This window comes from Brenneria sp. hezel4-2-4 (assembly GCF_013155275.1).
Taxonomy (GTDB): Bacteria; Pseudomonadota; Gammaproteobacteria; order Enterobacterales; family Enterobacteriaceae; genus Brenneria.
This window is the reverse complement of record NZ_JABJXS010000017.1, coordinates 45,389-57,676: the sequence shown is the minus strand read 5'-3', so window position 1 is coordinate 57,676 and position 12,288 is coordinate 45,389. Positions and strand designations below refer to the sequence as shown.

The following is a 12,288-nucleotide window of genomic DNA, read 5'->3' as shown; positions in this document are numbered from 1 at the left end:
CAAATTTGAGCAAAAAGTTGCGCAGACTTCCCATATCGTTTGCAAACATTGCGCAAAAAGTGATTTATGCTGGAAAGTGAGCAAGAAGTTGCGCAGATTTTGCATTTATTCTGAAAGTTTGAGTTAGAGATATGAGAGGGTGGTCTTTTTGAAAGGTATTGACGATGAATAATGAAAATATCTACACTAAAACATTCACATCAAGCCGGTCAGCTTGCGCGGCTTCCCCGTAGCCCGCACCTAATGCGCAATTTACTGGAAAATGAAATCAAACTAATCGCGGGAATGCGAGAACCGTCCGGCATTTAATCTTTTTTCACCCCGACAGATTGACCTCCATCAATGCTTGTGCCTAAATAAACAACAGCGAATGTTCGCTTTCACAGGAGATTTTCCGGTAATGTCCACGCTTACCCATAAACGACGAATATCAATGCGCCCGCGACGAAGTAGTTCACGCATTGCCCGTGCCGTTTTATTAATCAGCTTTATTATCCTCTTAGGTCGTTTCGCCTACTCCACCATCAGCGCGTTTGCCCATCATCAGGACAAACAGCAACAGCGTATCGAACAACCCCTTGCTAGCTCAGATGTGCTAATCAACAAAAAAGAATAGCGCCAGCAGCCTGACTCACTTTCTTTCTGATATCTGATATCGCCGCAAATGCGATAATCTTTGCTTCGTCGTACCGTTTATTCATGGTAAACGCTTTCGTTTATGCTCTATTCCTTCCGTTTCTTTCGCCAGATAATCGCCAGCGCTTGAATTATCCAGCGTCGCTTAGGGCGTCGATCGGCTAATCGTCCTATTCTTAATTCACTGATTTCGCGCTACGTTGATACCTGTCATCGCTCAGATTGCCGGGATTGGCTTCCCTTACCTGGAAATCTATTGGCTATATTCTCAGTTCGTTTAATTGACTGATTGTCCGTATGTGATGAGATACGCGAGATCAAGCCACTATTAAAAAATACACCGAGCATAAGAAACCCATGTCGAATGCAAACAAACTCACCGCTCTGAGACGTCGTATTTCTTTTTTACTTTTAGAAAACAAGGAACTGGTTGCTGATATCCTGAACGCGCAGCCGCGCGACAGCGATACAGACAAAAAAGCGCTGCTCGACCAGACGGCTGAAATCAGCCAGTTAATCACCGAACTGCACGCTGCCGACCTCGCCGATTTGCTGGAGTCTCTGCCGCATGATGAACGTCTGGCGCTCTGGCGGCTGATCCCCATAGACCAACGCGGACGCGTGCTGATCGAAGCCTCCGACAGCATCTCCGGCGATCTCATCGACGATATGCCGAATAGAGAGATCCTGAAGGCCGTCCGCGTATTGGATGTTGATGAGCAGGCCCAGCTTTCACGCCTGCTGCCTCGTCATCTGCTGGGCCGAATACTGACATCGCTGGAACCGAAACAGCGGGCGCAGTTACGCGGAGCGATCAATTATGACGAAGATTGCGTCGGCCACATCATGGATTTCAAACTTATCACCATCCGGGAGGACGTCACGCTTGCCGCCGTCCAACGTTATCTGCGCTATCGAAAAGTCATTCCAGACTCCACCGATAAACTGTTCGTCACCGATCGCAAAAATATGCTGATTGGGGAGCTGTCGCTGGCGAATATCTTGCTTAACGCGCCGGGAACCCCGGTCTCCGCCATTATGGATAAACAGCCCGCCACATTTCAGCCTGAGGGCCAGGTCACGGACGCCGCAGGCGCTTTTGAACGTTATAACTTGATCTCCGCCGCGGTAGTGGATAGCAAAGGGAAACTAATGGGTCGCCTGACGGTGGAAGATATCGTGAATGTCGTTAATAAAGAGAGCGACAGCCACATGCGTCGTTCCGGCGGGCTAACGCCCTCTGAAGATGTGTATGCGCCGGTCTACAAGGCCGTGCGTAACCGCTGGTCCTGGTTGGCGATCAATCTGTGCACCGCGCTGGTGGCGTCACGCGTTATCGGCCTGTTCGAAAACACGCTGTCACACCTGGTGGCGCTGGCTACCTTGATGCCTATCGTGGCGGGAATTGGCGGCAATACCGGCAATCAGACGATTACCATGATTGTGCGCGCCCTGGCGCTGCATCAGTTGGAACACGGCAGGAAATCCTATCTGCTGTTAAAAGAACTGGGGGTCGCGCTGTTCAACGGTTTGATATGGGGCAGCGTCATGGGGCTGATCACTTTCGCGCTCTATGGCAGCGCCGAGATGGGCGGCGTCATGATGTTGGCTATTCTGCTGAACCTGCTGCTGGCGGCGCTGATGGGGGTGCTGATCCCGCTGGTGATGGTAAAGTTCGGTCGCGATCCCGCTATCGGCTCCAGCGTGATGATTACCGCCATCACCGATACCGGCGGATTTTTTATCTTTCTCGGCTTGGCGACGCTATTTCTGCTGCCTTGATCGCCGGCTCCGCCACATTATCGCTATCGCCCCGCCAAATTGACGAAGAAACAGGCGGTGAATCAGGTCAGTCGGCCAGCCCCGTCGGACGGACGGCACAGGTGGATGGACGGCGGCAAGCCGGTGCACGCAGGGTATTCACGCTCCAGCATCCGGCAAATCTCGCCGGTCATCGCCGCAGGCACCAGCGAAACCACGCAACCGCCGAAACCGCCCCCGGTCATTCTGGCGCCGCCCTGCTCACCCACATATGTCTGGATCAGATCCACCAGCGTATCAATCGGTGCAACCGTGATCGCAAAGTCGTCACGCATTGATACATGTGACTCGGCCATCAGGGTAAACAGCCGTTTGACATCCTGCCGCGCCAGAGCGTCAGCGGCATCCAGCGTACGGCGGTTTTCGGCGATCACATGGCGGGCACGGCGGGCGACCAGCGGATCCAACCCGGTCGCGCCGGCTTCGAATTGCGATAAGGAAACATCGCGCAGCGCCTTAACGCCAAAATGACGCGCCGCCGCCTCACACTGCCGACGGCGGGTATTATACTCGCTGTCCACTAACCCACGGCGCACATTGGAATTAACAATCAGAAGATCGAACCCGTCCGGCATACGAACCGCCCGACCTTCCAGCGAGCGGCAGTCGATCAATAACGCATGTCCTGACTGCCCCTGCGCCGCAATAAATTGATCCATGATGCCGCAGCTACAACCGACAAACTCATTCTCTGCCTGCTGGCCGACAAGCGCCAGCGTCAGCGGGCTGATATCCAGGTGATTTAGCGTCTTGAACGTTTGCCCGATAGCCACCTCGAGGGAAGCTGAGGAGCTTAACCCCGCGCCCGACGGCACATTGCCCAAAATCACCATATCCATACCGCTGAGCGGCAATCCGCGCGCCTGCAAACATTTTATCGTGCCCCGCACATAGTTTGCCCAGCGGTATTCAGGGTGCGGCGCAATCGCCGTCGTCAGATCAAACGTATCCTGCTGGTTATCAACGTTGGCCGCCACCACCCGTACCAGGCTGTCCTGCCGGACAGCCGCGCCGATCACCGTCTGATAATCAATGGCGCAGGGTAAGACAAAACCATCGTTATAGTCGGTATGTTCGCCGATCAGGTTCACCCGCCCAGGCGCCTGAATCATTGCCTCCGGCGCGTAGCCAAACTCATGCTTAAAGATCGACTCGGCAGCCTGACGCAGAGAATCAATACGGCTCATCACATGCCTCACATTTGCTCTCGAAAATGGATATCGCTGACGGCACGCAGACGTTCCGCGGCCTGTTCCGCCGTCAGATCGCGCTGGGCTTCCGCCAACATTTCGTAACCGACCATAAACTTACGCACGCTGGCGGAACGCAATAGCGGCGGATAAAAATGGGCATGCAATTGCCAGTGGGGATTCGCCTCTCCGTTAAATGGCGCGCCGTGCCAGCCCATGGAATAGGGAAATGAACACTGAAACAGGTTGTCGTAACGGCTGGTGAGTTTTTTCAACGCCAGCGCCAAATCCTTACGCTGAGGCTCGCTCAACTGCGGCAACCGCCGTACGGCAAACTTCGGCAACAGCAGGGTTTCAAACGGCCAGGATGCCCAATAGGGCACCACCGCCAGCCAGTGTGCGGTTTCCACCACCGACCGGCTGCCGTCCACCTGCTCACGCCGCACATAATCCAGCAGCAACGGCGCGGCGTAGCGTTCGAAATAAAGACGCTGTTCCCGATCTTCACGCTGCGCTTCGTTGGGTAAAAAGTCGTTGGCCCAGACCTGCCCGTGCGGATGCGGATTAGAACATCCCATCATGGCGCCTTTATTTTCAAAAACCTGTACCCAGGGATAGCGCGCCCCCAAATCCGCTGTCTGCTCGCTCCAGGCATCAATCACCGATTTCAACGCGGGCAGCGAGAGTTCAGGCAGCGTTTTGCCGTGATCGGGCGAAAAGCAGATTACGCGGCTGACGCCTCTGGCGCTTTGTCTGCGAAACAGCGGGTCGTCACCGGTTGATACAGTCGGGGTATCTTCCATCAGCGCCGAAAAGTCATTGGTGAACACAAAGGTTCCCGGGTACGGCGGATTCACATCACCGGAAATGCGCGTATTTCCGGCGCACAGATAACAGCCCGGAGCATAGGATGGCGGCGTGCCGCGCGCCGGTTCCTCCTGCTGACCTTGCCACGGACGCCTGGCCCGATGCGGGGAAACCAGCACCCATTCGCCTTTCAGGGGGTTGAAACGGCGATGCGGGTGCTCCGTTGGGTTAAAGGATATCAAGGTCATTTGTTCCGCTCGCCCGATAAGTGTAACCGATTACCCTCAATTTAAACCGCAGGATGACTTTTGGAAAGTGCGACGTTATCCTTGCTGTTGATACCGATCACATAAGCCGTTTTCAGGAACCCTACATGGCTACAATAAAGGATGTCGCTCGTCTGTCGGGCGTATCAGTTGCAACGGTTTCACGGGTAATCAATGATTCGCCCAAAGCCGGCAAGGCCTCACGGGAAGCTGTGCATAAAGCCATGGCTGAATTGCAGTATCATCCTAACGCCAACGCCAGAGCGCTTGCCCATCAGGGCGCCGAAACGCTGGGTCTGGTGGTTGCCGATGTCTCCGATCCTTTCTTTGGCGCGATGGTAAAATCGGTGGAGCAAATCGCTCAGGCGACGGGCAACTTCCTGCTCATCGGCAACGGTTATCACCATGCCGAGCAAGAAAAGAAAGCCATTGAGCAGTTAATCCGTCACCGCTGCGCCGGGTTGGTGGTGCACGCCAAAGTGATTTCAGATCAGGAGTTGGCCGTGTTGATGAGCCACATTCCAGACATGGTGTTGATCAACCGCATGCTGCCGGGCTATGAAACCCGCTGCGTGGCGCTGGACGACCGCTACGGCGCCTGGCTGGCTACCCGCCATTTGATTCAGGAAGGCCATCGGAAGATTGGTTTTCTCTGTTCGAATCACCCGATTTCCGACGCTTTCGATCGGTTGCAGGGCTATAAGGATGCGTTGACTGAGCACGGCCTGCCGGTTGATGCGCGGCGGATTGCCCGAGGCTCCCCGGATGAAGTCGGCGGCGAATCGGCCATGACCGAATTGCTGACGCGCAACGGCGGCCTCACCGCCGTCGTCTGTTACAACGATCCGATGGCGGCGGGCGCGCTGTCGGTACTCAGCGATAACAGCATTAATGTCCCGCAGGATATGTCGGTGGTGGGGTTTGATGATGTGTTGATCGCCCGCTATCTGCGGCCGCGTCTGACCACGGTGCGTTACCCGGTGGCGGCGATGGCGATGCAGGCGGCCGAACTGGCAATCGCGCTGTCTCACGGTAAGCCGTTAAAAGAAACGACCAATATGTTCAGCCCGACGCTGGTTCGCCGCCACTCCGTCAGTCCGCCTGCCCACAAGACGTGACGATCCCCGCTTTGTGAAAACGGTTACAATCAACGTGCATCACGCTCGGCATTCAACGCCGGCGTCTAATACGCGCTGGCTTTATTCAGCAATTCAATATCTTCCGGCGGCAGTATCAGTCGCGTCGCGTCAGCCAATTGATTTACCTGCTCCAATGACGTGGCGCTGGCGATAGGGGCGGTGATGCCCGGCCGGGCAATCAACCACGCCAGCGCGACCTGCGATTGCGTGGCCTGATGAATGTTGGCGATACTGTCCAGCGCTTCAAGTATCGTTTTACCCCGCTCATTCAGATACTGTTTGACCACCCCCTGACCGCGCGCGCTTTTTGAGGCATCGGCAGGCTGGCGGTATTTACCGGATAAAAACCCGCTCGCCAGCGAATAGTAGTTAATCACGCCAAGGCCCTGCTCACGCGCCAACGGCTCCAGTTCAGCTTCATAGCCCTGCCGGTCATACAGGTTGTATTCGGGTTGCAGGGTTTCATAACGCGCCAGGTGGTTATCCGCGCTGACTTTAAGCGCCTGCGCCAGCCGCGGCGCATCGTAGTTCGATGCGCCGATCGCGCGAACTTTCCCCTCTTTAATCAGGGCGTCAAATGTCGCCAACGTTTCTTCCAGCGGCGTCTCTTTATCATCATCATGCGACTGATAAAGATCGATATAATCCGTTTGCAAACGTTGCAACGACGCTTCCACCGCCTGACGGATATAGCGCGCCGACAGCCCTTTTTTGTTGTCGCCCATGTCCTTACCGACTTTGGTGGCGATAATCACCTTGTCGCGCCGGCCGGTTTTTTTCAGCCAGTTGCCGATAATGGTTTCAGATTCACCGCCTTTATTGCCGGGAACCCAGGTGGAATAGACGTCCGCGGTATCAATAAAATTCAGCCGATGCTCCAGCAAAGCATCAAGAATGCTAAAAGAAGCGGGCTGGTCGATGGTCCAGCCAAACACATTGCCACCGAAGGTCAACAAAGGAACCTTGATCCCTGAGCGACCCAATTCACGGACAGATTCAGACGCGGGCATAACTCACTCTCCTTTTGTTACACAGCCATATGCTGCCAATCGATGAAAATATCGCCGTTAGCCACTGATATCAAAATAATGAATGGATAAAAGTGTAGAGATAACAAGACGCACTGTTTAGTTTAGGCATTTTCTCACGATATAATTACGTTTTTGCGTTCTTCCTCTCATTTTTAGTGTACGCGTTACATAGAATGACGTGGAAAACTTGGCCTGCCTCAAATTTGGAGCACACATGTCCCTTTCCCACATCGCGCAATTCGTATTGGCGCTAGTCGTTGTTATCGCACTGGCGCTAGTTATCTGCCGCGACCGTAAAAGCATCCGCATCCGCTTTATTATTCAACTGTTGGTGATTGAAATCCTGCTTGCCTATTTTTTCCTCTACTCGAATATCGGGTTGGGTGCGGTCACAGGAGTAGCGACGCTGTTTGACAAACTGCTCGGGTTCGCCGGTCAGGGGACGGACTTTGTCTTTGGCGATATGGTCAATAGCGAGAAAAACCTGATTTCTTTCTTTTTTAAAGTGCTCTGCCCCATCGTGTTTATTTCCGCGCTGATCGGGATTTTGCAGTACATCAAGGTATTGCCGATCGTCATCCGTCTGGTGGGTACGGTGCTTTCCAAAGTTAACGGTATGGGTAAACTGGAGTCGTTTAACGCCGTCAGTTCACTGATCCTCGGCCAGTCTGAAAACTTTATCGCCTACAAAGATATCCTCGGCAAAATGTCCGAGAAACGCATGTACACCATGGCGGCTACCGCGATGTCGACCGTTTCCATGTCCATCGTCGGCGCCTATATGTCGATGCTGGACGCCAAATTTGTGGTCGCCGCCCTGATATTGAACATGTTCAGCACCTTTATCGTGCTGTCGCTTATCAACCCTTACAAAGTGAGCGACGAGCCTGAATTGCAGCTCGGTAATCTGCATGAAGGCCAAAGCTTCTTTGAAATGCTGGGAGAATATATTCTGGCGGGCTTTAAGGTGGCGGTCATCGTCGCCGCCATGCTGATTGGTTTCATCGCCTTGATTGCCGCCATCAACGCCATCTTCAGCGCGATTTTTGGCGTCAGCTTTCAGGAGATCCTCGGCTACGCGTTCTATCCTTTCGCCTGGATTATGGGAATCCCCTCCCATGAGGCATTGCAGGTGGGCAGCATTATGGCGACCAAACTGGTTTCCAACGAATTTGTCGCCATGCTGGAACTGCAAAAGGTTGCCGCCGAGCTTTCACCGCGCAGCGTGGGGATCCTGTCGGTATTCCTGGTGTCTTTCGCCAACTTCTCCTCTATCGGCATCATTGCCGGCGCCATCAAGGGTCTGAATGAGCATCAGGGTAACGTGGTTTCCCGCTTCGGGCTGAAGCTGGTGTATGGCTCAACGCTGGTGAGTATTCTTTCCGCGTCCATTGCCGGACTGGTGCTGTAACAGGCTGATAAACCGGGAACGGCGTGTTCCCGGTTTTACCTTCAAAACGGAATGCAGCAGGCGCCCTGCTCCGCGCCGGAAAGCCGCTCGCGTAGTGCGGTAAACAGTTCTCTTCCGCATCCCTGATGATAGGGCGTTAAATCGTAAGGTTGCGCGTCGCGGCGCGCCAACTCCGCATCATCAATCAGCAACGCGATTTCTCCCCGACGCCCGTCAACGCGCACTCTGTCGCCGGTACGGATTTTCGCCAGCACACCGCCGTCGCAGGCTTCCGGCGTAACATGTATCGCCGAAGGCACTTTCCCCGATGCGCCCGACAGGCGGCCATCGGTCACCAGCGCCACGCGGAATCCCTTATCCATCAGCACGCCAAGCGGGGGCATCAATTTATGCAACTCCGGCATACCTATCGCCTGCGGTCCCTGATAGCGCACCACCACGACACAGTCTTTATCAAGCTCGCCGGCTTCAAACGCCGCGCCGACATCATGCTGGCTGTCAAACACCACCGCCGGCGCTTCAACGATCAATGCGTCATCCGGCACCGCCGAGGTTTTCATCACCGCCCGGCCTAAATTGCCGGACAAGACTTTCAATCCGCCGTGCGGCGCATAAGGCTGGCCGGTCGCGGCAATCACCGCAGGATCCAGCGACGTTTCAGGGCCGGCTCGCCACTGTAGCCCCTCATCCGTAAGATGGGGTTCCTGGATATAACGCTGCAATCCCCGTCCGACGACCGTTTCCACATCCTCATGCAACAGACCGCTGCGTAACAATTCGCGCACCAACAGCGATACGCCGCCGGCGGCCTGGAAATGGTTAATATCCGCCGGCCCGTTCGGATAAATTCGACACAGCTGCGGCACCACCTCGGACAACCGTGAAAAGTCATCCCAGTTGATGATAATACCGGCCGCCCGGGCGATGGCGACCATATGCATGGTGAGGTTCGTCGATCCTCCGCTGGCCAGCAACGCCACGATGCCATTGACAATCACCTGCTCGTTTAGCAGATGACCAATCGGCAGATAGCGCCCGGCGCCCTCGGTCATGCGGACGATCTGGCGGGCCGCCGCGTCATTCAGCGCCTGACGCAACGGTGTGTCGGGATGCACAAACGAAGCGCCGGGCAAATGCAGCCCCATTACTTCCATCACCATCTGGTTGGAATTAGCCGTCCCATAAAACGTACAGGTTCCAATGCCATGATAGGACGCGGCTTCAGACTCCAGCAACGCCTGACGATCGACCTTGCCCTCGGCATAAAGCTGCCTTATCCGCACTTTTTCCTTATTGGACAGACCGCTGCTCATCGGCCCGGCGGGAACGAACACCGCCGGAAGATGACCGAAAGACAGCGCCGCCATCAGTAAACCGGGCACAATTTTGTCACAGATGCCGAGATACAACGCGCCGTCAAACATGTTGTGCGACAGCCCTACCGCCGCGGACATGGCGATCACATCGCGGCTCATCAGCGACAGCTCCATGCCATCCTGCCCCTGGGTGATGCCGTCGCACATGGCGGGAACGCCCCCGGCGACCTGCCCCACCGCGCCTACCGTACGCAAGGCCGCTTTTAGCCGCTCAGGGTAGTTTTCGTAAGGCTGGTGAGCGGAAAGCATGTCGTTATAGGCGGTGATAATCGCAATGTCGCTGTGAACCATATTTTTGAGCGCCGCTTTATCATCCGGCGTACAGGCGGCAAAACCGTGCGCCAGATTACCGCAGGCCAGCCGTGAACGATGCACCTTACTGTCCCTGGCGGCATCGATCCGCTTAAGATAGGCCCGGCGCGAGGCGGCTGAACGTGCAATAATCTGCTGTGTGACCTGTAATACAACCGGGTTCATACTGCCTCCTGGGTCTGAGTCAACGTTGACCTGTAATGAAAAGCGCCATCAAGAACGGCATAAGGGGAACGACGACACGTCACCCGCGAGCATGGAGGATGTTATTTTTTCCACACTGAATGCGCCCTTTCTGAATAAAACACCCCCCTCCCCTGTTAATTAAAAAAACAGAAGCGTGTGTTGGTAAAAATTTAATAACAAGCTGCGGCGGTATTAAATTTTCTGACGCCATCTTAACGCATTTTAAATGATGTTAACAAAAAATGTTACCGGTAACGTGATCGCTTCGACATTTCACCGTGATGATGAGATTCAGCACCTTACTCGCAGCGTAAAACCGCGCTTTTGCTCAAAACCCGGCGGGCGAACAGGCATGATGTTACCGGTAACTAAAAAAGTGGCGGCGACGCCAAAGTAAAAAATAATCACCATAAATATCATATAATTAAACTTTAATTTCCGCATTTCCCCTACGATTCCCTTCCGCCATCGGACGGATACCCTCCAATATTGGGCGGATGGACGTCACGTAATCTGTAACAGCTTGCAGTAACATAGTTTAAAGTGATCTTCATCACAGTTTTACCCGGCATAAAACGGTTTCATAGCCCCACGTCATTTACGCTGATATGTCGTTATTGCGCCGAGCGGAATACATTAAAAAAACCATTCTGTTATTTTTCAGTATGGCCGAGAGCGGCGATCGATTATTTATTATCTCCGTCGTCAATGACGCCAGGAAATATAACGACCTTTTGTAAAAACATTAGAAGGCAGCCATCAGGAATTATTTATGAAAAATATTTTTTCACTGTCCCACAAGAAAGTGCTGATTACAGGTTCCGCACAAGGCATCGGTTTTCTGCTGGCTAAAGGTTTATCTGAATTTGGCGCGGAGATTATCGTTAATGACATTACCGCTGAACGCGCGGAGAAAGCCGTTAGGCAATTACGCGCTGCGGGTTTTCAAGCCTATGCGGCGGCATTTGATGTTACCGACCATGATGCCGTTCAGGAATCGATTCACCATATTGAAGAAAATATCGGCGCCATTGATGTATTAATTAATAACGCCGGGATCCAGCGCCGCCATCCGTTTACCGAGTTTCCGGAAAAAGAGTGGGATGACGTGATTAATGTTAATCAAAAATCGGTGTTTTTGGTTTCCCAAGCCGTGTCGCGATATATGGTCAAACGTCAGCGCGGAAAAATCATCAATATCTGTTCCATGCAGAGCGAACTAGGCCGGGACACCATCACCCCGTATGCCGCCTCCAAAGGCGCGGTAAAAATGCTGACCCGCGGCATGTGTGTGGAACTTGCGCGTTATAACATTCAGGTCAACGGTATCGCCCCCGGCTATTTTAAAACCGACATGACCAAAGCCTTGGTGGATGACCAGGCGTTTACCGACTGGTTATGCAAACGCACTCCCGCCGCCCGCTGGGGCGATCCGGAAGAGTTAATCGGCGCGGCCGTCTACCTCTCATCCAAAGCATCAGACTTTGTCAACGGGCACCTGCTGTTCGTTGACGGCGGCATGCTGGTCGCGGTGTGACGAACACCGCCAACTGACTCTGAAAGGGGATATTATGTCCGGTAAATGCATTATTATCATGGGCGTATCCGGCACCGGGAAATCCAGTGTCGGCGAAGCGTTAGCCAGCCGCCTCAACGCCAAATTCATCGACGGAGATGACCTGCACCCGCGCGCCAACATTCAGAAAATGGCCTCCGGCCGTCCATTAAACGACGACGATCGGCAGCCCTGGCTTGAACGCCTGAGCGATGTGGCCTATAGCCTACAGCAAAAAAACGAAACCGGCTTTCTGGTCTGCTCCGCATTGAAAAAGCGCTACCGCGACCGGCTGAGAACCGGGAGCGGCAATCTGATCTTCCTGTGGCTGAACGGCGACTACCAACTGGTATTAAATCGTATGCAACAGCGCGTGGGTCATTTTATGCCGGAAAGCCTGCTGAAAAGTCAGTTTGCCGCGCTAGAGTCCCCCGATACGCAGGAAACCGACGTGATCCCGATTGATATCTCCACATCATTCGACGGCGTGGTCAACCGCTGCATCGGCGCACTGCATCAGGAACTGACGCCGCAATGCGCCTGACCGGACACCGGTTC

At 54.1% G+C, this 12,288-nt stretch carries 10 protein-coding genes; 6 read left to right on the top strand and 4 right to left on the bottom strand.

What is annotated here, in order from left to right:
• Positions 1-400: 400 nt before the first annotated feature.
• Positions 401-616, top strand: a complete 216-nt coding sequence (locus HOY33_RS19595) for a YfgG family protein (RefSeq protein ID WP_172291746.1) — start codon at positions 401-403, stop codon at positions 614-616.
• Positions 617-993: 377 nt separating this feature from the next.
• Entirely contained in the window at positions 994-2,418 is a 1,425-nt protein-coding gene (mgtE, locus tag HOY33_RS19590) for a magnesium transporter (RefSeq protein WP_172291745.1), read from the top strand.
• A gap of 62 nt (positions 2,419-2,480) precedes the next feature.
• On the opposite strand, the gene galK is transcribed toward mgtE, so the two are convergent.
• The gene (gene galK / locus HOY33_RS19585; protein WP_172291744.1) at positions 2,481-3,644 is read right to left on the bottom strand and encodes a galactokinase; all 1,164 of its coding nucleotides are present in this window, start codon (positions 3,642-3,644) and stop codon (positions 2,481-2,483) included.
• 8 nt (positions 3,645-3,652) lie between these two features.
• Positions 3,653-4,696, bottom strand: a complete 1,044-nt coding sequence (gene galT, locus HOY33_RS19580; RefSeq protein ID WP_172291748.1) for a galactose-1-phosphate uridylyltransferase — start codon at positions 4,694-4,696, stop codon at positions 3,653-3,655.
• Between the two features lie 131 nt (positions 4,697-4,827).
• Here galT and galR point away from each other — a divergent pair, with 131 nt between their 5' ends.
• The gene (galR, locus tag HOY33_RS19575) at positions 4,828-5,838 is read left to right on the top strand and encodes an HTH-type transcriptional regulator GalR (RefSeq protein WP_172291743.1); all 1,011 of its coding nucleotides are present in this window, start codon (positions 4,828-4,830) and stop codon (positions 5,836-5,838) included.
• 65 nt (positions 5,839-5,903) lie between these two features.
• On the opposite strand, the gene HOY33_RS19570 is transcribed toward galR, so the two are convergent.
• A complete protein-coding gene (locus tag HOY33_RS19570) occupies positions 5,904-6,869 on the bottom strand; it encodes an aldo/keto reductase (protein WP_172291742.1) in 966 nt (321 codons plus the stop codon).
• A 235-nt stretch (positions 6,870-7,104) separates the two neighbouring features.
• Here HOY33_RS19570 and HOY33_RS19565 point away from each other — a divergent pair, with 235 nt between their 5' ends.
• Positions 7,105-8,301 carry a NupC/NupG family nucleoside CNT transporter gene (locus HOY33_RS19565; RefSeq protein WP_172291741.1) on the top strand — a complete coding sequence of 399 codons (1,197 nt, stop codon included), beginning with the start codon at positions 7,105-7,107 and terminating at the stop codon, positions 8,299-8,301.
• Between the two features lie 41 nt (positions 8,302-8,342).
• Here HOY33_RS19565 and edd read toward each other — a convergent pair whose 3' ends face one another.
• Positions 8,343-10,154 (bottom strand): phosphogluconate dehydratase, encoded by a 1,812-nt coding sequence (gene edd, locus HOY33_RS19560; protein ID WP_172291740.1) that lies wholly within the window; start codon positions 10,152-10,154, stop codon positions 8,343-8,345.
• Between the two features lie 793 nt (positions 10,155-10,947).
• On the opposite strand from edd, the gene idnO reads away from it, so the two are divergent.
• Both idnO and HOY33_RS19550 read left to right on the top strand, forming a co-directional pair.
• Entirely contained in the window at positions 10,948-11,712 is a 765-nt protein-coding gene (gene idnO / locus HOY33_RS19555; RefSeq protein ID WP_172291739.1) for a gluconate 5-dehydrogenase, read from the top strand.
• 34 nt (positions 11,713-11,746) lie between these two features.
• Positions 11,747-12,274 (top strand): gluconokinase, encoded by a 528-nt coding sequence (locus tag HOY33_RS19550; protein WP_172291738.1) that lies wholly within the window; start codon positions 11,747-11,749, stop codon positions 12,272-12,274.
• Positions 12,275-12,288 lie beyond the last annotated feature (14 nt).

Coding starts and splice junctions, on each gene's coding strand:
- galR (WP_172291743.1), top strand. CDS start 4,828: ATGGCTACAATAAAGGATGTCGCTCGTCTGTCGGGCGTATCAGTTGCA.
- idnO (WP_172291739.1), top strand. CDS start 10,948: ATGAAAAATATTTTTTCACTGTCCCACAAGAAAGTGCTGATTACAGGT.
- edd (WP_172291740.1), bottom strand. CDS start 10,154: ATGAACCCGGTTGTATTACAGGTCACACAGCAGATTATTGCACGTTCA.
- HOY33_RS19550 (WP_172291738.1), top strand. CDS start 11,747: ATGTCCGGTAAATGCATTATTATCATGGGCGTATCCGGCACCGGGAAA.
- galK (WP_172291744.1), bottom strand. CDS start 3,644: ATGAGCCGTATTGATTCTCTGCGTCAGGCTGCCGAGTCGATCTTTAAG.
- mgtE (WP_172291745.1), top strand. CDS start 994: ATGTCGAATGCAAACAAACTCACCGCTCTGAGACGTCGTATTTCTTTT.
- HOY33_RS19570 (WP_172291742.1), bottom strand. CDS start 6,869: ATGCCCGCGTCTGAATCTGTCCGTGAATTGGGTCGCTCAGGGATCAAG.
- HOY33_RS19595 (WP_172291746.1), top strand. CDS start 401: ATGTCCACGCTTACCCATAAACGACGAATATCAATGCGCCCGCGACGA.
- HOY33_RS19565 (WP_172291741.1), top strand. CDS start 7,105: ATGTCCCTTTCCCACATCGCGCAATTCGTATTGGCGCTAGTCGTTGTT.